Source organism: Microbispora sitophila (assembly GCF_014892245.1).
In the GTDB taxonomy this organism is placed as follows: Bacteria; Actinomycetota; Actinomycetes; order Streptosporangiales; family Streptosporangiaceae; genus Microbispora; species Microbispora siamensis.
This window is the reverse complement of the sequence record NZ_JADBGC010000009.1, coordinates 293,731-314,057: the sequence shown is the minus strand read 5'-3', so window position 1 is coordinate 314,057 and position 20,327 is coordinate 293,731. Positions and strand designations below refer to the sequence as shown.

General features: G+C 72.6%; 18 protein-coding genes. 9 read left to right on the top strand and 9 right to left on the bottom strand.

Translation table 11 applies throughout. The features are described from left to right. Positions 1-46: 46 nt before the first annotated feature. Both IL992_RS19000 and dop read left to right on the top strand, forming a co-directional pair. Positions 47-1,279, top strand: a complete 1,233-nt coding sequence (locus IL992_RS19000; RefSeq protein WP_319018662.1) for an acyltransferase family protein — start codon at positions 47-49, stop codon at positions 1,277-1,279. A 75-nt stretch (positions 1,280-1,354) separates the two neighbouring features. Then, a complete protein-coding gene (gene dop / locus IL992_RS18995; RefSeq protein ID WP_179155174.1) occupies positions 1,355-2,872 on the top strand; it encodes a depupylase/deamidase Dop in 1,518 nt (505 codons plus the stop codon). 28 nt (positions 2,873-2,900) lie between these two features. On the opposite strand, the gene IL992_RS18990 is transcribed toward dop, so the two are convergent. Beyond that, positions 2,901-3,380, bottom strand: a complete 480-nt coding sequence (locus IL992_RS18990) for a septum formation initiator (RefSeq protein WP_193204680.1) — start codon at positions 3,378-3,380, stop codon at positions 2,901-2,903. A gap of 94 nt (positions 3,381-3,474) precedes the next feature. Here IL992_RS18990 and IL992_RS18985 point away from each other — a divergent pair, with 94 nt between their 5' ends. The 4 genes from IL992_RS18985 to IL992_RS18970 all read left to right on the top strand — a co-directional run bounded on the left by IL992_RS18985 (position 3,475) and on the right by IL992_RS18970 (position 6,992). Continuing rightward, positions 3,475-4,167 (top strand): response regulator transcription factor, encoded by a 693-nt coding sequence (locus tag IL992_RS18985; RefSeq protein WP_193204679.1) that lies wholly within the window; start codon positions 3,475-3,477, stop codon positions 4,165-4,167. Positions 4,168-4,171: 4 nt separating this feature from the next. Next, complete coding sequence (locus tag IL992_RS18980; RefSeq protein ID WP_193204678.1) at positions 4,172-5,452, top strand: sensor histidine kinase; 1,281 nt, start codon at positions 4,172-4,174, stop codon at positions 5,450-5,452. Positions 5,453-5,654: 202 nt separating this feature from the next. Further along, positions 5,655-6,530 carry a hypothetical protein gene (locus IL992_RS18975; protein WP_193204677.1) on the top strand — a complete coding sequence of 292 codons (876 nt, stop codon included), beginning with the start codon at positions 5,655-5,657 and terminating at the stop codon, positions 6,528-6,530. A 132-nt stretch (positions 6,531-6,662) separates the two neighbouring features. Next, positions 6,663-6,992 carry a PepSY domain-containing protein gene (locus IL992_RS18970; protein WP_079315248.1) on the top strand — a complete coding sequence of 110 codons (330 nt, stop codon included), beginning with the start codon at positions 6,663-6,665 and terminating at the stop codon, positions 6,990-6,992. 99 nt (positions 6,993-7,091) lie between these two features. Here the strand turns inward: IL992_RS18970 and IL992_RS18965 are convergent, their stop codons facing one another. Beyond that, positions 7,092-8,171 carry a serine/threonine-protein kinase gene (locus IL992_RS18965; protein WP_193204676.1) on the bottom strand — a complete coding sequence of 360 codons (1,080 nt, stop codon included), beginning with the start codon at positions 8,169-8,171 and terminating at the stop codon, positions 7,092-7,094. Between the two features lie 304 nt (positions 8,172-8,475). Between IL992_RS18965 and IL992_RS18960 the strand changes: the two genes are divergently transcribed. Then, positions 8,476-8,685 (top strand): ubiquitin-like protein Pup, encoded by a 210-nt coding sequence (locus IL992_RS18960; RefSeq protein WP_079315247.1) that lies wholly within the window; start codon positions 8,476-8,478, stop codon positions 8,683-8,685. Between the two features lie 230 nt (positions 8,686-8,915). On the opposite strand, the gene IL992_RS18955 is transcribed toward IL992_RS18960, so the two are convergent. The 7 genes from IL992_RS18955 to IL992_RS18925 form a co-directional block, all read right to left on the bottom strand. Beyond that, positions 8,916-11,666 (bottom strand): glycoside hydrolase family 38 N-terminal domain-containing protein, encoded by a 2,751-nt coding sequence (locus IL992_RS18955; RefSeq protein WP_319018661.1) that lies wholly within the window; start codon positions 11,664-11,666, stop codon positions 8,916-8,918. A 10-nt stretch (positions 11,667-11,676) separates the two neighbouring features. After that, positions 11,677-12,891 carry a Gfo/Idh/MocA family protein gene (locus IL992_RS18950; protein WP_319018660.1) on the bottom strand — a complete coding sequence of 405 codons (1,215 nt, stop codon included), beginning with the start codon at positions 12,889-12,891 and terminating at the stop codon, positions 11,677-11,679. 66 nt (positions 12,892-12,957) lie between these two features. Further along, the gene (locus tag IL992_RS18945) at positions 12,958-14,217 is read right to left on the bottom strand and encodes a CehA/McbA family metallohydrolase (RefSeq protein WP_319018659.1); all 1,260 of its coding nucleotides are present in this window, start codon (positions 14,215-14,217) and stop codon (positions 12,958-12,960) included. Next, positions 14,214-15,272 carry an ABC transporter ATP-binding protein gene (locus IL992_RS18940; RefSeq protein ID WP_193204675.1) on the bottom strand — a complete coding sequence of 353 codons (1,059 nt, stop codon included), beginning with the start codon at positions 15,270-15,272 and terminating at the stop codon, positions 14,214-14,216. The genes IL992_RS18945 and IL992_RS18940 overlap by 4 nt, the downstream gene beginning before the upstream one ends. Then, positions 15,269-16,093, bottom strand: a complete 825-nt coding sequence (locus tag IL992_RS18935) for a carbohydrate ABC transporter permease (protein ID WP_193204674.1) — start codon at positions 16,091-16,093, stop codon at positions 15,269-15,271. Before IL992_RS18935 ends, IL992_RS18940 begins: the two co-directional genes overlap by 4 nt. Continuing rightward, on the bottom strand, positions 16,090-16,980 hold the full coding sequence (locus IL992_RS18930) for a carbohydrate ABC transporter permease (RefSeq protein WP_193204673.1): 891 nt from the start codon (positions 16,978-16,980) through the stop codon (positions 16,090-16,092). The genes IL992_RS18935 and IL992_RS18930 overlap by 4 nt, the downstream gene beginning before the upstream one ends. 2 nt (positions 16,981-16,982) lie before the next feature. Continuing rightward, the gene (locus IL992_RS18925; RefSeq protein WP_193204672.1) at positions 16,983-18,347 is read right to left on the bottom strand and encodes an extracellular solute-binding protein; all 1,365 of its coding nucleotides are present in this window, start codon (positions 18,345-18,347) and stop codon (positions 16,983-16,985) included. Between the two features lie 233 nt (positions 18,348-18,580). Here IL992_RS18925 and prcB point away from each other — a divergent pair, with 233 nt between their 5' ends. Next, entirely contained in the window at positions 18,581-19,396 is an 816-nt protein-coding gene (prcB, locus tag IL992_RS18920; protein WP_193204755.1) for a proteasome subunit beta, read from the top strand. Between the two features lie 21 nt (positions 19,397-19,417). Then, positions 19,418-20,239, top strand: coding sequence for a proteasome subunit alpha (gene prcA / locus IL992_RS18915; protein WP_193204671.1), 822 nt, complete (start codon positions 19,418-19,420; stop codon positions 20,237-20,239). Positions 20,240-20,327 lie beyond the last annotated feature (88 nt).

Genomic DNA, 20,327 nt, shown 5'->3' with positions numbered 1-20,327 from the left:
GCATGATCTTCCTTGGCTCGCGCGGATGACCGCTGTGGGACAGCCTGTGAGACAGCCCGTGCGGCAGTCCGCTCCGGCCTCGGCCGCGCGGGACGCGGTCCCGGCGCGGGGCGCCGCCGCGGACGCCAAGGGCCGCCGCCTGGTCGAGCTCGACGTCCTGCGCTTCGTGGCCGCGTTCGCCGTCATGGCCTTCCACTTCATGGCGGCCAGCAGATCCCTGTGGGACGAGTACCCCACCAAGCTGTTCGAGCCGGTCGCCCGCCTCACCACCCTGGGCATCCTCGGCGTGGAGCTGTTCTTCCTCATCAGCGGGTTCGTCATCCTGATGAGCGTCTGGGGGCACACGGTCGGCGAGTTCGCCGTCTCCCGGGTGTCGCGGCTGTACCCGGCGTACTGGTTCGCCGTGCTCGTGATCTTCATCATGTATCGCTTCAGCGGGGTCGCCGGATTCGACCCCAAGCTCGAAGACGGCGAGTACCTGCTCAACCTGACCATGCTCCAGGGGGCGTTCGGCGTGGGCCACGCCGGCGGCGTCTTCTGGTCCCTCTGGGTGGAACTGCGGTTCTACGTCCTCGTGGCGCTGTTCTCCCTCGTGGGGATCACGCTGCGGCGCTGCCTGGTGTTCCTGGCGGCCTGGTTCGGCCTGGCGCTGCTGGCCGAGTTCACCCAGAACGAGACGCTCGTCTTCGTCTTCATGCCGCGGCAGGCGCCGTACTTCATCGCGGGCATGGCCTTCTTCCTGATCCACCGCTTCGGGGTGCGTTCGGGGGCTCTCGTCCCATGGCTGCTCGTGGCCGCCGGCTACGGGATGTCCCTGTACGCCGCCATGGAGCGCGTGGGGGAGCGGGTGCGCCTGGTCGGCATCGCGCGCTACCCGGCGCCTCCGGAGGCGGTCGTCGTCGCGATCACGGTCGTCTACCTCCTGATGGCCGCGGTCGCCCTCGGCTGGCTGCGGTGGGTGCGCTGGCGTCGCCTGGTCGCCCTCGGGGCCCTCACGTATCCGCTCTATCTCCTGCACCAGACGGTCTCGGCCGTCGTGATCCCCGCGTACCGGGACGTGATCGACCCGTGGCCGCTGGTCGCGATCACGATGGCGGTCTCGATCGGGCTCGCGTATCTGATCTACCGTATGGTCGACAAGCCCGGTCAGCGCTGGCTTCGTGCCAGGCTGGGGGCCCTGCTCGACCGCTCCCGGAGGTCCCGTCCCCGGGGCCGCGGGGGTACCTCCCGGACTGCGACGGCCATTCCGGCGCAAAGTCCCGAGGCATCTGTGCCGTAACTGTTCGGTAGCAGGGCATAGAGAAAGGGCTAGGCTCGGATATGACTACGACGGCCTGAAACAGGCGGGGTGCGAATGACGGTTCGGCGGGTGATGGGCATCGAGACCGAGTACGGCATCGCCGTGCCCGGTCAACCGGGAGCGAACGCGATGGTGACCTCCTCACAGGTCGTCAACGCGTACCTGGCGGCGTCGGCCGCCCGGGCTCGCCGGGCCCGGTGGGACTTCGAGGAGGAGAACCCGCTCCGCGATGCCCGGGGATTCGACCTGGCCCGTGAGGTGGCCGACCAGAGCCAGCTCACCGACGAGGACCTCGGGCTCGCCAACGTGATCCTCACCAACGGCGCGCGCCTGTACGTCGACCACGCGCACCCGGAGTACTCCACGCCCGAGTGCACCAACCCCCGGGCCGCGGTGATCTGGGACAAGGCGGGGGAGCGGGTGATGTACGACGCCGCCGTGCGGGCCTCCTCCATGCCCGGCAACGCCCCCATCCAGCTCTACAAGAACAACACCGACGCCAAGGGCGCGTCGTACGGCTGCCACGAGAACTACCTCATGCGCCGCGCGACGCCCTTCGCCGACATCGTCAGGCACCTGACGCCGTTCTTCGTGTCGCGGCAGGTCGTCTGCGGCGCGGGCAAGGTCGGCATCGGGCAGGACTCGCGTGGCGAGGGCTTCCAGATCAGCCAGCGGGCCGACTTCTTCGAGGTCGAGGTCGGGCTGGAGACCACGCTCAAGCGGCCGATCATCAACACCCGGGACGAGCCGCACGCCGACCCCGAGAAGTACCGGCGGCTGCACGTGATCATCGGCGACGCCAACATGTCGGAAATTTCGACATATTTGAAGCTCGGCACGACGGCGCTGGTCCTGGCGATGATCGAGGAGGGGTTCCTCACCATCGACCTGACCCCCGAGTCGCCGGTCGCGGCGCTGCGCGCGGTCTCCCACGACCCCACCTGCAAGTACGAGATCGCGCTGCGCAACGGGCGGAAGATGACCGCCGTGCAGTTGCAGATGGAATACCTGGAGCAGGCCCGCAAGTACGTCGAGGACCGCTTCGGCTCGGGCGTGGACGACCTCACCAAGGACGTGCTCAACCGCTGGGAGTCGGTGCTCACCCGGCTCGCGGAGGACCCGATGCAGCTGTCCCGGGAGCTCGACTGGGTCGCCAAGCTGGAGATCCTGGAGGGCTACCGCACCCGCGACAACCTGCCGTGGTCGCATCCGCGGCTGCAACTGGTCGACCTGCAGTACTCCGACATCCGCCCCGACCGCGGCCTGTACAACCGGCTGGTCGCCAGGGGCCGCATGCAGCGCCTGGTGACCGACGAGGACATCGACCGGGCGGTCGAGATGCCGCCCACCGACACCCGGGCCTACTTCCGCGGCCGGTGCCTGCGGCAGTACAGCGAGTCGGTCGCCGCCGCCTCCTGGGACTCGGTCATCTTCGACATCCCCGGCCGCGAGTCGCTGCAGCGCGTGCCGACCTTGGAGCCGCTGCGCGGCACCAAGGCGCACGTGGGCGACCTGCTCGACCGGTGCCGTACGGCCGCCGACCTCGTCGCCGCCCTCACCGGCGAGGGCTGAGAGGAAGCGGCGCCGGCCGGTGACCCGGTCAGTCGTCGTGCCGGGTGACCCGGGGGACCGGCACGCCGCCGGCGCAGCGAACCTCGATCTCGAGCCTGCCCTCGTCCGACTCGAACTTCACCCGGGCGCGGTCGTCCGGCCCCGGGTCGACGTCGTCCACCTCGAAGCCCTGCGCCGGGGTCCACGACTGGAGCCGGACCAGCCCGCCGTCGCATCGGGCGATCAGGCTGCCCGCGCCGGTGGAGACGAGCCTGCGTCCCGTCGCGGCATCCGGCGTCTCGCCGCCGGATGAGCCCGCCGGGGTCGCACCGGCGGGGGTGGAGGCCGGGAAGGGCGGGCCGGGGGTGTCCCGGGCGAGCGCGAGGCGGATCTCCTCTGCCGTCATCGGCCGCTCCGCCTGGCCGGTGAGCGGCCGGCCGAGCAGGCCGAGCACCGCGACGCCCGTGCCGGTGGCGAGGGCGGCGGCCAGGAGCCACCCGGCGACGGCGAATACGAGGCGGCTGTTCACGCCGCCCACTCTCCCACCGCGAACGCTAAGGGATTGCTAAGGCCCGGATAACGGACTTATGCCGCTTTCGTCGGGCGGCTACCGTAGCGCTCAAATGCCAAGCGTGCTGCTCATCGAAGACGACGCCCCCATCCGCACCTCCCTCACCAGGAGCCTGCGCGATCGCGGCCATGCCGTCTCCTCCGCCTCCACCGCCCTCGACGGCCTGCGATCGGCCGTCGAGGACCGCCCCGACCTGATCGTGCTCGACCTCGGCCTGCCCGACATGGACGGCGCCGACCTGCTGCGCATGCTCCGTGCGGTGAGCCGCGTCCCGGTCATCGTCGCCACCGCCAGGGACGGGGAGGCCGACATGGTCCGCCTGCTCGACGCCGGCGCGGACGACTACGTGGTCAAGCCCTACAGCGCCGCGCAACTCGACGCACGCATCCGCGCCGTGCTGCGCCGGATCGACACCGGGCGTACGGACACCTCCCTGACGGTGGGGACGCTGCGCGTGGACCCGGGCAGCAGGGAGGCGACGCTCGACGGCGCGGCACTGGACCTGACGCCGCGGGAGTTCGACCTGCTGCACTATCTGGCGTCCCGGGCCGGGCAGGTCGTCACCAAGCGTGAGTTGCTCACCGAGGTCTGGCGCATCCCCTACGGGGGCACCGACAAGACGGTCGACGTCCACCTGTCCTGGCTGCGCCGCAAACTCGGCGAGACCGCCCAGCGGCCGCGCTATCTCCAGACGGTCCGCGGGGTGGGCGTGCGCCTGACCGCGCCGCCTTCGCCCGGGGAGTGAGCCGATGAGGCGCTGGCTCGCGGCCCTCGTCGCGGCGACCACGTCGCTCGTCCTGGTGTCGCTGCTGGTGCCGCTGGCGTTGCTGGTGCGGTCGGTGGCGCACAGCGAGGCCGTCGCCTCCGCGACCCGGGCCGCCGAGTCCGTCGCGGTGGCCGTCGGCGCGGTGGACGAGGAGACGCTGCGGCTGACCGCCGAGCAGGCAGGGGCGTCGAGCGGGCACCCCGTCACGGTCTTCCTCGCGGACGGCCGTGTGCTCGGGGCCGTGGCGGCCCGCACCCGCGCCGTCGATCTCGCCGCACGCGGCCGGAGCCTGACCGCTGCCGTGCCGGGCGGCAGGGAGATCCTGGTGGCGGTGCAGGGGGCGCCGGGCGGCACCGCCGTCGTCCGCGCCTTCCTCGGCGACGACGACCTCGACCGCGGTGTCCACCGGACGTGGCTCGCGCTGCTGGTCCTCGGGGTCGCCCTGGTGGGGGTCGGCATCCTGGTCGCCGACCGTCTCGCCCGCGCGGTCGTGCGGCCCACCACCGCGCTCGCCCGGGTCTCCCACCGCCTCGCGAAGGGCGACCTGACCGCCAGGGCGACCCCGCAGGGCCCGCCCGAGGTCCGTACGGCGGGCCTGGCCCTCAACCACCTCGCGGGACGCATCTCCGACCTGCTCGCCGAGGAGCGCGAGATGGTGGCGGACGTCTCCCATCGGCTCCGCACCCCTCTGACCGGCCTGCGGCTCGAAGCGGAGTCGCTGGCCGACCCCGGCGAGGCGGCCAGGATGGAGGCCCGCGTCGACGCGCTGGAGCGGGCGGTCACGGCCGTGATCAACGATGTGCGGCGGCGGTCGCGGGAACGGGCCTCCTGCGACGCCGTCGCGGTGGTGCGCGGCAGAGTGGAGTTCTGGTCGGTGCTGGCGGAGGACCAGTCCAGGACCTTCGCGCTCGACCTCGCGCCCGGCCCGCTGCCGGTGGCGGTCCCGGCCGAGGACCTGGCCGACTGCGTCGACGCGCTCCTCGGCAACGTCTTCGCGCACACCTCCGACGGGACGTCCTTCCGCGTGCGCCTGGCCTCCGGGCCGGGTGAGGCGGTGACCCTGACGGTCTCGGACGCCGGGCCCGGCTTCGGCCCCGGCGATCCGCCGCGACGCGGGGAGAGCGGCGCGGGCTCGACGGGGCTCGGGCTGGACATCGCCCGCCGTGTGGCCGAGGACTCGGGGGGCTCCCTGGCCGTCGGCCGATCGGACCTCGGGGGCGCCGAGGTGCGCCTGCTCTTGGGCTCGGGCCCTGTTCCCGGGTGAGGCCGTGTGGCGGTTCGAAGGCCGCGGATCCGGACCAGGACGCCCATGAGCCTCGCGCGGCCGGGCCGGGGCTGGCACCGGGACCGATGTCCGTGCTGACACGGATCACTCGCAGCCGCTCGCGCGCCTAACTTGGGAGCCGTGGCCACGACCGCGATGCCACTGGGGCGCTCGGGCCCGATCCTCGGCGATGGGAGAGACGATGCGCACTCCACGGAAGATCACGGTAGCCGCCGCGATGGTCCTGGCCGCTCTTCCGGCGGTCGCGCCGCCGGCGTCGGCGGGCACCAGCGCCGGCGCCCCGTATCAGTACCGCGCCTACCACGGCCTGAACCACCTCGACTCCTACCGCCGTGACAAGTTCATTCGGAACACGCACAAGACGTTGCGCCCGGTGGCCATATCGGTCGGGCTTCAGGATTCTCAGGAAAGATACGCGATGTTCTGGGACAGCAGGCCCGGCCCCCAGTGGCTCAAGCGGGTGGTCAACGCCACCGGAGCCACCGGTGGCTATACCGGCGGATACCAGAGGCTGTTCGACCAGCTCACCTCTGACGGCTACCAGCCCAGCGTGGTGAGCGCGACCGGCAGCGGGTCAGCCGCCACGTTCGCCGCCATCTTCGAGAAGAAGGCGGGCACGTTCGTCGCCCGCCACGGCATCAGCGCCGGCGAGTTCGAGGCGATCAGCTTCGACATGCTGAACACCAAGGGTTTCATCCCCGTCTCGGTCAACGTGTACGGTACGGCGTCCGACCCGCGCTATGTGGCGGTCTGGGTGGCCAACCCGGCGGGCGTCGCCTGGAACTACACCCTCTCCGTGCCGGCATCCGCCTATCAGTCCCGGTTCGATGACAGGGTCAGGGCCGGATATCGGCCGTCCGTCATAGCGGTCGGTCCTGACGGCAAGACGTACTCCACCGTCTGGGTGAAGGACGGGATCCGCACCTGGTACGCCTTCCACGGAATGAGCGCCGCCCAGTACCAGAAGCGGTTCGACGAGATGGCGGCCAAGGGGCTGTACCCGGTCAGCGTCGACATGGAGAACGGCGTCTACGCCGCTGTGTTCACCGCCAGGTGACAGGCATTCACAGCCCCGGTCGTGCGGGCCCGACCGCGGTCCGACGGTTCGAGTCCGCGACGAGCAGAGGGAAAACCACGCTTTAGGGATCGCTTAGCGCGGCCCTAGCATGATCGCTGCGAACCTCGGGGCATGAGAAAGACAACGAAGATCGCTCTCGCCGCCGCCGTCACCGTCGCCGCTCTGGCCGCCGGGGGAACCGCCGTCGCCGCCGCCGTGCCCGCCCCTCTCTCCGCGAACGCCTCCGCTTCCGTCTCCCAGACCTCGGTCACCCGGAGCCAGGCGATCGCGATCGCGACGAGGCGGGTGCCCGGCGCGCGGGTGACCGAGGTCGAACGCGAGTGGGAGCACGGCCACCGCACCTGGAAGGTCGAGCTGCGCAAGAGCCACCGGGAGTACGAGGTCTACGTCGCGATCGCGACCGGGCGGATCGTCAAGTTCCGCGCCCACCACGACGACTGATCACAGGGAGGCGGGCACGGGCGGCTTCCCCGGCCGCGAACCCGGGGGAGTCGTCCGGCCCGTCCCGCCCCGCGAAGCCGCAGGCCGGCGGCCCGGGGGCTACGGGAGGCGTGGAGGCCTGGGCCGGCGGGGCCCGGTCGTGGGGGTGGGCCAGTAGGGATTGTCCCGGCGGCGTGAATCCACGTCGTAGAAGCGCCCGGTGGTGAGTTCCCCGGGCGCTGTGAGTTCCCGGGGTGCAAGGGGCCACCCGTGGCCGGAGGAACGGCCAGAGGGGTGCGCTCCGCTCATTTTGGGCGCCGTGTCGGGCGTGGTGCGGCTGGGCAGCTCGCCTGCCGTACGGCCCGGCGTCGCGGCCGGGATGCCCTGCCGCCGCAACACGTCCACGAGCACGTGCATCGCCTGGTCGACCGTGAGCCGTTCGTCCGGGTCGTGCCGCAGCAGGCCCTCGATCAGCGGTCGCAGGGGGCCCGCCCGGTGCGGCGGCTCAGGCTCGCGGCCCAGCAGCGCCGCGGCCGGCAGCGGGCCCGAGGCCGGGTACGGCGGCCGCCCCTCGACCCCGCAGTACAGCGTGGCGCCGAACGACCACAGGTCGGCGGCGGGGGCCAGGCCCTTCCCGCGCAGCCGCTCCGGGGCGAGAAAGGCGCCCGACCGCGCCACGGGCACGGTCGTCGACCCGGCGGGGTCCCGGTCGAAGGCGGCGATGCCGAAGTCGGTCAGCACTACCCGGTCCTCGGTCAGCATGACGTTGGCGGGCCGGATGTCGCCGTGGACGACGCCCATCGCGTGCGCGTGCCGTACGCCCGACAGGAGCTGGAAGCCCACCCAGGCGGTCCAGTGGACCGGCAGCCGGCCGAGGTGGCGGACGGTGTCGCCCAGCGTGAGGCCCTGCAGGAGCTCTGTCACGATCCAGAGCCGGCCCTTGTCCTCCAGCAGGTCGTGCACGGTGATGACGGCCGGGTGGCTGAGCCGGGCCGCGGAACGGGCCTCCCGCAGGGCCTGCCGGCGAGCGGCCGGCAGGTCGGCCACGTCCACCCGGTACGGCGGTTGCACTTCCTTGATCGCGACGTCGCGCTTGAGGCGAAGATCGTGCGCCTGCCACATGATCCCGCCGCCGTCGCGCCGGAAGGGCGTCAGCAGCTTGTACCGATCCGCCAGCAGTTGCCGTGCGTGCGATGCCATCGACCACCCGTGCGCTAGGTCGTGCCGTGATCCATCAATTGTCGTCCCGGACGCGGTCGCTCTGTGCCGAAAGGCGGCCACGAAGAGTGTGACCTCGATAACGATCCGGTCTAACGCGGTCGGCTCCCACGCCCCGGCGTGCCCGCCGCCGGGCCGGATACCGCGCGTTTGCCTTCCCGGCGCTCACCGGGTTGTCTGGCCACAGCGGCCGGGCCGAAGATCGCGCGCTCTTTCGCGCGCATTGTCGGTCGGTTCGGGGAAGATATGGGGAGAGGCGTCCCCCCGAGCAGCGGAGGTGTCAGGGATGGCGACCAAGGAAACCGGCGGCCAGAAGCAGACCGGGCGTCAGGAGCACGAAGTCGAAGAGACCGAGGCGCAGGCGTCCCCGGACGTCCAGGAGCGTCACGAGAAGCTCACCGACGACGTGGACGCGATCCTGGACGAGATCGACGAGGTCCTCGAGGAGAACGCGGAGGAGTTCGTCCGTTCCTACGTGCAGAAGGGCGGGCAGTAGCCCCGGTGGGAGGCGTCCGGGCCGGTGGCGGCCGCGCCGGGGGGATCACCCCCGGCAGGGCCGCCGTCGGGCCCGGAAACTCCCGCCGGACGCGCCCTCTGCGCCGCGCCGCGATGAGGGGCGCACGAAGCCGCCCTCGGCGACGATGCCGCAGACCATTCGGTGAGCGACGCCGGCAGACCGCCCCGGTTCCACCGGCCCCGTGAAGGCCGGCTTGTCAGGCTGAGGGGTCAGGCTCCGCCGAGTCGAACGGTCGCGATCTCGAAGGGCTTCAGCGGGACGCGCACCGCCCGCCACGACGCCGCGGGCCCCTGCCCGTCGGCCCCGTCGTCTGGCAACACCTCGTCGCGGGACACCTCCAAAGGGCTCAGGGGAGAGCCCGGCACGCCGGCCGTCCAGGCCGCGGTGAAATCTCCCCGGACGACCGCCTCGGTGGCCGTGGGATGCTCGGCCACCAGGCGGACCTCCAGCCGTCCGTCCCGCTCGCGCAGGGCGGCCATCATGACGCCGTCCCCACTGACCTCGAGGCGACCGCCCGCGCCCGGGCCGTCCGCACCGGCGGCGCCGGCGCCCGGTACGGCCAGCAGATCGTGGCGGAACTCCTCGGCGAGCCTCGGCAGCCCGGCCTCGTGCCACTCGCCCGCGTACGGCAGGACGGCGAAGCGCACGGTCAGCGGCCCCTGGCACTGGGCGGCCGGGGTGGGCACCTCGGGCCCGGCGGGCTCGTCGCGGTAGGGGTTGCGGTTCCTGGACAGGTAGCCGACGGACCGCACGAGCGTCAGCGCCATCTCGGTCCCGTCCCCGCCGATCTCGTCCCTGGTGATCTCGTATTCGGTGACGTGGTCGAGCAGCACGGCCAGGCCGCCGGCGGCGGCGAAGGACTCGGCGGGGAAGGTCGGGATCGGCCGCTCGCCGCCCCCGCCCTCGGCCGCCAGGCCGCGCCGCACCACCGCGAACTGTCCCTCGGCGTACGACTCGGCCGCCGCGCGGGGCAGCGGCGCGTGCCAGCGGACGCGGTGGTCGCGGCAGCGCACATCCATGGTGATCTCACACCGTGCGAACGGCTCGCCCGCCCTGAGCTCCACCCGGGTCGTGACGGCCGTCGGCACGGTCTCGCCGTCGCCGTCGCCGTCGCCGTCGCCGTCGCCGTCGCCGAGGCCGGCCGGCCAGTCGTACACCCGCGTGATCTCGTACGCGCCGGTCAGCGGGCCGGAGCAGATCTCCTCGACGACGACCCGGGAGGGCCGGTCGAGGAGCCGGTCGTCCGGCGGGGGCGCGTGGTTGTAGGTGTCCCCGGCGTCCCCGCCGTGGACGATCCGTCCGACGCCGTGGACCTCGGCCCCGTCCGCGCCGCGCAGCGAGAGCGTCCCGTCGCCGGCCACCCGCACCCGCAGCAGCCCGTTGTCCAGCACCGGCTCGAATCCGTACGCGTCGGTCCGCAGGGCGTCCGCGACGGGGGCGGGCCGGCCGGGCGCGGGCGGACGGGCGGTGAGGACGGCCCGGCCGAGCGGTGGCACGGTGACCAGCGCGGCCACGGTGACCACGGGCTCGGCCACCGTGCGGACCACCCACGGCCCGGGACCGGCCTCCAGGACGGCCCGGCGCAGGTCCTCGTAGGCGTACGCGCCGGAGGCGTGCCGGCTCACGGTGACGGTGAACACGCCGTCCCCGGCGTGCCAGGAGACGATCTCGTGGCCGTACAGTTCCCGCTCGTGGACGCGCCCCAGAAGCTGTGCGAGGTCGTCCATGACGGTCTCGTCGAGCAGTGTGGGGGCGTGTTCGAGCCGCTGCAGCGGGACGGGACGCCCCCGGCCGTCCGCCAGGGACGCGCGGTCCTCCGGCAGGTCGGCGAGCACCAGGCCGGTCCGCTCGAACGGGGACGGGTTGACGACCACGAGCGCGCCCTTCGGCGCGGCCTCGGCGAGGGACGCCGCGACCAGGTCCACGACCGCCTGGGCCGTCTGCCCGGCCTCGGCGATCCGCGCGGCCACCTGCTGGGCGGTCTCGTCGGAGCCGCACCCGGTGACCGAGTCGTGCCCGCTGCAGGCGATCACCGACCGCCAGGCCATGTCGACGAGGCGTTCGCAGGCGGACCGGTCGGCGAGCCACAGCGCGGACAGCGGTTCGGCGTAGCGGGTGAGGACCCGCTCGGCCCGCGCCATGGCCTGCTTCAGCGGCACCCGGGCCGAGATCACGCCGGGCAGGATGTTGGCCCGCGCGTGCGAGCGCAACTCCCCCCGCACCCGTGGCACCTCCCCGTCACCCGGATCGCCGGTCAGCGCTTCGGCGAGGGTGGCGACGCGGAGCCCCGAGGCGGTGATCTCTCGGGCCGGCGCCGAGTGGTCCGCGCCGTACATCGCCAGCAGCGTCCTGCCCGTCGCCCAGCCCTCCGCCGTGGAGACGAAGGCCGTCACGCGGTCGGGCATGCCCTCGGCCGGGCCGGTGAACAGGCCGAAGGCGTTGCCGTACCCGCCGGGCAGGTATGCGGTCCTGATCGTGGTGCCGTCGGCGCCGGTCCAGTCGAAGGCGTCGCGGTCCACGTGCGCGGGCACGCCGCGCCACAGGCACGCCAGGCGCAGCCCGGCCAGCGCCAGCATCTGCGGCATCTGGGCGCAGTGGCCGAACTGGTCGGGCAGATAACCGACGGGCATGGCGCCGCCGAGCGCGGCGGCGCCCCGCATGCCGTACTCCAGGTTGCGCAGCAGGGTCTCGCCCGAGCACAGGAACTCGTCGGCGAGGATCAGCCAGGGCCCGACGGCCAGCCGTCCCTCGGCGACGAAGCGGGCGACGTCGCCGCGCCGCGCGGGCCGGATCTCCAGGTAGTCCTCGATCGCCGCGAGCTGGCCGTCCATCGTGAAGCGGTAGGCGGGGTCGGCGGCCATGGCGTCCAGGACCTCGTCGAGCACCCGCACCAGCCCGACCCGGAACCGCTGGAAGGGCAGATACCACTCGCGGTCCCAGTGCGTGTGCGGGACCACCACGATCCTGTCGCTATCTGCTGAGGCTCTCCTCGGCGTGCCCGCTGGCTCCACTCCCGCCCTCCTCGGCGTAGCTGCTGACGTCGGCCCCGGCGGTCGCCTCCCGCGGGGCGCCGGTGACCTCCTGGGCGCACTCCCCGCCGATGGGGATGCCCGCCCACCGCGCGTACCGGTGCACGATCCGCTGCGCCGTGACGATATCCTCCAGGGCCCCGTCGAGTCCGGTGAGCGGCGGTTCTTCCTGGGTGACGAAGCGGTGGAAGGCGCGCAGCTGGCGCTCGAACGCCTCGGCGACGTCCTCGTTGACGACCGTCCGCTCGGTGGTGCCGATTCGGCAGGTGACCGTAAGCCGGGTGGGCGCGTTCAGCAGATAAGGGGAGGGGAAGCGCAGCTCCAGCGAGCCGTGCTCGTGGTGGAGCGTCATGACCTGGTGGTAGGCCGGGTAGCTCGGCAGGTAGTGCCAGCGGATGCCGTACCTGCCGGAGCACTCGCCTCCGAGCGTCCCGCTCACCTCGAGGGACGGCGGGAACACCTCCGTCGGCCACACGGCCACGTGGTCCACCGTGTCGGGAGACCCGGTGAACAGCCGAATCAGCGACAGCTCGTGGGACATGCTGCTCAGCAGCACCTCCGCGTACAGCCGCCGCAGCCGCTCGGACGATGTGCCGAGCGCGGCGGTGAGGGCCCGCTCGTCGGCCTCCGCGTAGGGGGCCACCCGTTCGGGCGCGGGCCGTCCGGGCCGCGCCCGGGCGAACAGCAGCTGCGACTCCTCCGACGGGTGCAGCACGGTGGCGTCCAGGTGGCGGACGACCTCCGGCCCGCCGGCCTCGTGCAGCGCCTCCACGAGCCGCTGGGAGGCCGGGTCGTACTGCTTCATGTAGCCGGCCATCAGCCGTTCGCCGGAAAAGCCGCTCAGCTCGGCCCGGCTGTAGGCGAGGGGCTTCTCGCACAGCACCCACAGGCCGCGTTCGAGGGCGGCCCGCACCAGCGGCCCGTGGGACCCCGGCGTGAGCACGATCAGCGCGTCGAACCCGCCCCTGTCGAGCATCGTCAGCGGGTCGTCGTACGCCGGGACGCCCGCCTCCCGGCCGACCGTCTCCGCGTGCCCGCGGTCGAGGTCGCACACGGCCGCGACCCGGAACAGGTCGCGCCGCCGCGCCAGCAGGGGCAGGTAGACGACCTGCGCGACCACGCCAAGCCCGGCGATCCCCACCTTCACCGTCTCCACGTCCTCACCCTCCTCCGCTCGGCGACCTGCCCTGCACCTCCCCATCGGTGGCGGCGCACAACCCCGTCACGTGCAGACGGCCATCACCTCGTTGGCGGGCGTCTCCAGCCGGTGCACCCCCGGCCGGGCCGGCAGGAGCGCGAGGTCCCCACGGACCACCCGCCGGGTCTGCGGGCCCCACAGCACCAGCCCGTCGGCGTCCACGGCGAGGAACTCGTCCTCCATCCGCAGCAGCAGCGGGGCGCCGGGGGAGGCCGACACCGCCGTCCGCCCCTCCGCCACGGCCCGTACGACCGCCCCGGCCGCCTCGGGACCCCGGCCGTCGCCCTCGGCGAGCACCCACGTCGTCGGCGCGCCGGGCGGGTGACCCTCCTCGGGCCGGTGGTAGTCCCCGCCGCCCACCACCACGAGGTCGCCGGCCGGGTCGCCCGTCCACGCCTGCGACCAGGCCAGCGGCGCCCCCCAGCTGCGGTCCCACCAGCTCCAGTGCCACAGCTCGACGACCCGCGGCCGGTCGGCCATCGGGTGCCGCCAGGCGCAGTCGGCCGCCACCGGGTGGTTGACCGACAGCACCCCGCCCCGGTCCCGTACGGTCTTCGCCCACTCGTCGGGGGGCCGCCGGAAGTCGATCCAGCCGACGTCCCCGAGCGCGCCGGCGTGCCCGAGGTCGGTGGTCACCTCCTGCCCCGGCACGAGCACGAGACCGGCCAGCGCCGAGGCCGCCGCCAGTTCCGTGTGATGGCTGACGGTGTTGTGGTCGGTCACCGCGAGGAAGTCCAGCCCGGCCGCGGCCGCCACGCAGGCCAGTTCGTAGACGCTCAGCGTCCCGTCCGAGTGGTCGGTGTGCGCGTGCAGGTCCCCGGCGAGCCAGCGGTATCCCGGCGGCGACGGCAGGCGGCGCCGTACGGCGGCGGGCTCGGGCGGGACGGGCCCCGGCACGCGGGAGAAGCGGGTGCGGCGCCGGCGCGGCCGGGCGGGCGGGCGCACGTGCCTGATCACCCGGATCTCGTACGGCAGACCGCCGAGGGGCACCCGGTGCAGCCCGACCAGCACCCGCCACACCCCCGGCTCGATCTCGCCGGGCAGGTAGCCGGGGGTGGCCCAGGAGGGGGTGATGGTGTACTCGGAGCGCGCGTCGCCCGACCAGCCGCGGAATCCGGCCGGCCCGGCGCAGCCGAGGTCGAGCACGCCGGCCGACCGGTCGTAGGACAGGCGCACCGTGAGGGCGGCCGTGCCGGGCCGCACCTCCACCGGCACCTCGGCCACCGGCCCGGCCAGCCGGTCGTCCAGCGTCCACGTGCCGCTGATCGCGGCCCTGGTCGTCACGCGCCACCCACCAGGGTGTCGTCGCGGTAGAGCAGCGCCCGGCCGGGGCGGGGGACCGCCCAGGCGGCCGTCCCCGGCGGGGGCTCGGCACCCTCGGGAACCACCACCTGCAGCAGGTGGTCCGCGCACTCCAGCGTGACGAGATGGGCCGTGCCGAGATTCTCCACCACCGCCACCTTCCCCCGGAACGCCCCCTTCTCCCCGGGCTCCCGAATGGTCAGGTCGGCGTACTCGGGCCGCAGGCCGTACAGGACCTCGCCCTCGGGCGTGCCGTCGGGAAGGGGGAACTCGGCCCCGGCCACCCGCAGCACGCCGTCCAAGGCGACGCCCGGCAGCAGGTTCATCGGCGTGGACCCGATGAAGGAGGCCACGAACGTGGTGGCCGGGCGGCGGAACACCTCGGACGGCGTGCCGAGCTGCGTGATCCGCCCGGCCGACATGACCGCGATGCGGTCGGCCAGCGCCAGCGCCTCGCTCTGGTCGTGCGTGACGAAGACCGTGGTCACCGCCAGCTCGCGCTGCAGGCGCTTGAGGAACGTGCGGGCCTCCAGCCGCAGCCGCGCGTCCAGGTTCGACAGCGGCTCGTCGAACAGGAACAGCTTCGGATGGCAGGCGACCGCCCGGGCGAGCGCCACCCGCTGCTGCTGCCCGCCGGACAGCTGCCCGGGCCTGCGGTCCAGCAGCTCCGACAGGCTGAGCCGGGAGGCGGTCTCGGCGGCCTTCGCCTCGCGCTCGGCCCGCGGGACCTTCCTGATCCGCAGCGGATAGGCGATGTTGGCGGTCACGTCCATGTGCGGGAACAACGCGTAGTCCTGGAAGACCATCGCGACGTCCCGCCGTCCCGGAGGCGTCCCGGTGACGTCCACGCCGCCGATCTCGATCCGGCCCGAGGTGGGGGTCTCCAGTCCGGCGATCGTCCGCAGCAGCGTCGTCTTGCCGCAGCCCGACGGGCCGAGCAGCGCGAAGAACTCGCCGTCGCCGATCTCCAGGTCGAGCGAGTCGACCGCCCGCACCCCGCCGGGGAACTCCTTGGTCAGGCCGCGCAACGCGATCACCGCTTGATCCCCCCGTGGAAGCGGAAGCCGTACCTCCGGCTGACGAACACGTACATCACCACCACCGGCAGCGAGTAGAGCAGCGAGAACGCCGAGATCACGTCGAGGCGCGGCGCGCCCCCCTCGGTGTAGAGCGTGTAGAGGATGACCGCGCCCGGGGCCTTGTCCGGGTCGCGCAGCAGGATGAACGGCTGCAGGAAGCTGCCCCACACGTTGGCGACCGCCCACACCGCGATCGTCGCCAGGCCGGGCCGCACCAGCGGGATCACGACGTGCCGCAGCACCTGTCCCGGCGACGCGCCGAACACCCGCGCCGACTCCTCGTAGGACGTGGGCGTGGCGTCCATGAAGTCCTTCAGGATGAAGATCGCGGCGGGCAGCAGGCCGCCCGACAGCGTGAGGACGACGCCGAGGTGGGTGTCGATCAGGTTCAGCCGGGTCGCCAGCTCGAACAGCGGCACCATCGCCGCCGTCCCCGTCACCACCGACGACAGGAGCAGCAGCACGTACAGCAGCGCGTCCCGGCCGGGCACCCGTGCCCGCGACAGCGCGTACGCCGCCAGCGCGGCCAGCGTCACGACCAGGGCCGCGCTGCCGCACGCCTGGAGCAGCGAGTTGCGCAGCGAGCCCAGCGCGTACGGGTTGTCCAGCAGCGCCCGGAAGTTCGCCAGCGTGAACTCCGGCACCGACGCCGTGATCGACGGATGCGCGTCGAACGGCGCCGAGGCCAGCCACAGCAGCGGCAGCGCGAAGAACCCCAGCACCAGGGCGAGGAACGCGGTCCGCCCGATGGTCCCCAGCACGTGGCGCACGGGCGTCATGACGGCCTCACCTCCCCCCGGGACCGCAGGAGGCGCAGGTAGGCGAACGCCAGGACCAGGTTCACCACGAGGACGAGGAAGGAGACCGCCGCGCCGAAACCGAGCCTGCCGCCGCTCATCGCGACGTTGTAGATGTAGACGGGCAGGATCTCCGACCGCCCGTCGGGGCCTCCGGCGGTGAGCTGGAAGGCCGTGAAGTCGTTGAACGTCCACAGCGTGATCAGCAGCAGGTTCGTCAGCACGTGCCCCTTGACGTGCGGGAAGACCACGTCCCTGAGCTGCTGGAACGTCGAGGCGCCGGCGAGCCGGGCGGTCTCCAGGTGCGACGGCGGCACGTTCTCCAGCGCCGCGCCGTACAGCATCATCGAGAACGCCGTGCCCCGCCAGACGTTGAACACGATGATCGACGCCATGGGGTGGTCGAGCAGCCAGGCGAGGCCGGGCGTGTGCAGGATCGCGTTCAGCGTCCCGCCGTCGCGGTCGAGCAGCGCGATCCACAGGAACGCGACGACCGACGACGGCAGGATCCACGCGAGCAGCACCAGCCCCTCGGTGACGCTCTTCAGCGGCCCCCGCCGGTCGCGCAGCGCCCACGCGATCGCGAACCCGAGCACCGCCTGCCCGAGCACGGCCGAGCCGAGCACGAACTGCACGGTGAGCCACAGCGACGCGCGGAACCGCTCGTCGCCCAGCGCCTCGGCGTAGTTGGCCGCCCCGACCACCCGGGGATCGGCCGCCGCCAGGCCCGTCAGCCGGTAGTCCGTAAGGCCCAGGTAGATGGTCCACAGCGCGGGGAAGACCAGGAACACCCCGATCAGCACCAGCGCCGGCACCACGAACCCCACAGCGGGACGGCGGCCCAGCGTGCCGGACTCAGCTCGTGACATGCTCAGCTCGCGACATGGGCGGGGCCGCCGACGAGGGACTCGACCTTGCGCTGGTAGGCGGCGGCCGCCTCGTCCACGCTCGTGCCCGACACGACCGCGGCCGTGGCCTCCTGCAGGGCGACCGACACCTGCGGATAGACGGCCAGCGGCGGCCGGTACGCCGTCAGGGGCAGGACCTCGTCGGAGACGAACTTCAACATCGGGTCGGCCCCCAGCACCGTGTCGTTCACGTCCTTGCGCGCCGTGATCCTGGCGGCCCCGGCGAGCTGCGACGTGGTGGCCTCGGCCGAGTGCATGAACGACAGCAGCTCCCAGGCCAGCTTCGGGTTCTTGGAGTTGGGGTTGAGCACGCGTACGGCGCCGCCGGACATGCTGACGAAGTCCTGGCCGCGGATGCCCGCGCCGGGGCGCTGGGCGGGGATCAGGGCGTAGCCGACGACGGAGTCGCGGTCCTTCATCGGGGCGACCCCGGCCTTCGGCTCGATCACCGACCGCCAGAAGTAGTCGCCCTCCGCCAGGATCCCGATCTTGCCCGCGGCGAACTGGGCGAACGACTTGTCCCGTCCCCGTGCCTCCTGCTGGAGCCTGGGGTCGCCGAGGCCGCCGGAGTAGACCTGCCGGTAGAAGTCCAGCACGTCCCTGAGCGCCCGGGAGGCGCCGGTCCACTTGCCGTCGGCGTAGATCTGCGCCCCCGCGCCCGCCAGCAGCGGCAGCGCGCCCTGCATGGTGGTCGCCTCGCCCATGGCGGTGCCGGCGTCGATCTGGATCGGGACCGGGACCCCGGCCCTCCTGAGCGCCGCGCCGGCGTCGAGGATCTCCTGCCAGCTCCGCGGCTGCCAGCGGTCCGGCAGGCCGGCCTTGCGGAACAGGGCCCTGTTGTAGAACAGCACCCGCCCGTCGGTGCCCTGGGGCAGGCCGTACCTCTTGCCCTCGAACGTGCCGAGGCCCTGCACGGCCCGCGGGATCTGGCTCCAGCCCTCCCAGGAGTCCGCCGCGGGACCGGCGACCTCGGCGAGCGGCTTGATGTACCCGGCCTGGGCGAACTCGCCCACCCAGATGCCGTCGAGGTCGATGACGTCGGCGCCCGCCCGCGACTTGAGGTCGAGGGCGACCTTCGTCTTGTACTGCTCGTCGTCCACGCCGCTCGGCTGGAACACCACGCGGACGTCGCGGCCCTTGGCCTTCTGCGCGGCCTCGAACCGGGGGATGACCCACGTGGCCGTCCAGTCGGCGGTCTCGGCGTTCTTGCCGCCGGAGATCGCGTTGGCCGTGATGGTCAGGGTGACGGCCTCGTCGCCGGAGCCGCCGGTGCCACAGGCGCCCAGAGTCAGCAGGGCCACCGCCGCCACCGCGAGCGCAGGTCTCATGATCGACCTCCCCGTAAGTCCTGACGTACGGACAAATCGACCCTCGCACGCGATTACCAACACGTAAAGAAACGGTTTGGTGAACGAGTAAGGGACGCACGCCCGGCCTCTTGTGGGATGTCTGGTTCGCGCTGAGCTGATCGGGAAGAGTGCAACCAGTGCTGAGACCTGAGTATGGTCGGGCGTAACAACGCACGCTTGGAGGGAGTCGCGTGGCATCTCAGCCAGCCTGGATGAACAGCCTCTTCACATATACGGGATCGTCGTCGTTCTCGGAGTTCCTAGGCGTGCACGCGCCGAACCTGCTGCCCGCCCGCAACGAGTCGCTGGCGGCGCCGGTGGGTGACGAGATCCCGCACGCGACCACCATCGTCGCGGCGACCTGCGCCGGCGGCGTGGTGATGGCGGGCGACAGGCGTGCGACCTCCGGGAACATCATCTCGCAGCGGGACATCGAGAAGGTGTTCCGCACCGACGACTACTCCTGCATGGGCATCGCGGGCACCGCGAGCACCGGCCTGGAGTTGGCCCGGCTCTACCGGGTCGAGCTGGAGCACTACGAGAAGACCGAAGGTCGCTCGCTGTCGACCGAGGGCAAGGCGCACCGCCTGGCCACCATGATCCGCGGAAACCTGCCCATGGCCATGCAGGGCCTGGTGGTCGTGCCGCTCTTCGCGGCCTACGACCCGGCCCGCGACCTCGGGCGGATCTTCAGCTACGACGTGGGCGGCGGGCCGTACGAGCAGAAGGAGTTCCATTCGATCGGCTCGGGTTCGATCTTCGCCCGGGGCTCGCTCAAGAAGCTCTACCGGGAGAACTCCAGCCCGCAGGACACCGTCCTGGCCTGCCTGCACGCCCTGTACGACGCCGCCGACGACGACTCGGCGACCGGCGGCCCCGACGTGATGCGGAAGATCTGGCCGGTCGTGTCCGTCATCACCGCCGACGGTTTCCGCCGCCTCCCGGACGACGAGGTCGCGGAGTTCGTGGAGTCCATGCTGGAGAGGCGGATGACCGCCCCCGAAGGCCCGACCGCGCCGCTGCGCTAACCCAAGAGAGGATCACCCCCGGTGTCCATCCCCTTCGGAGGATATGCCTCGCCCGAGCAGATCATGCGGGACAGGGCGGAGTATGCCCGCAAGGGCATCGCTCGCGGTCGCAGCGTGGTCGTGATGCAGTACGCCGACGGCATCCTGTTCGTGGCGCCCAACCCGTCCAAGGCGCTGCACAAGATCAGCGAGATCTACGACCGCATCGGCTTCGCCGCGGTGGGGCGCTACAACGAGTTCGAGTCGCTCCGCCTGGCCGGCATCCGCTACGCGGACATCAACGGCTACACGTTCAACCGCAACGACGTCACCGGCCGCGGTCTGGCGAACCTGTACGCCCAGCACCTCGGCATGATCTTCACCGAGTCGATCAAGTCGTTCGAGGTGGAGATCGTCGTCGCGGAGGTCGGCGACGCCCCCGAGGACGACCAGATCTACCGGATCACCTTCGACGGCTCCGTCTTCGACGAGCAGGGCATGGCCGTGATCGGCGGACAGGCCGACGCCGTCGGAGGACGCCTGAAGGAGCGCTACAGCGAGGGACTGCCGCTGCCGCAGGCCCTCGACGCCGCGCTGGCCGCCCTGACCGAGCCGGGTGGGGAGCGTCCCCCGGCGACCCAGATCGAGGTCGCCGTCCTCGACCGGGGCAGGGAGCACCGCAAGTTCCTGCGCCTGTCCGGCCCCCGCCTGGAGAAGCTCCTGGAGGCCGCCAAGGAGGGCCAGGAGGGCGCGCAGCAGCCCGCCGAGCAGGCCCCGGTGGATCAGGCACAGGCCGAGCAGGCTCCCGGCGCCGCCCCGCCGATCGCCCCCGAGGGCGACATCGACACGGGCTCCGGCGAGTAGCCCCGTCCTTTCGTCCGTACGGCCGCGGGGGCGCGCCCCCCGCGGGGGCGGGGGGGCGCCCGCGGAGGGGGGGGGGGGGGCGGGGGGG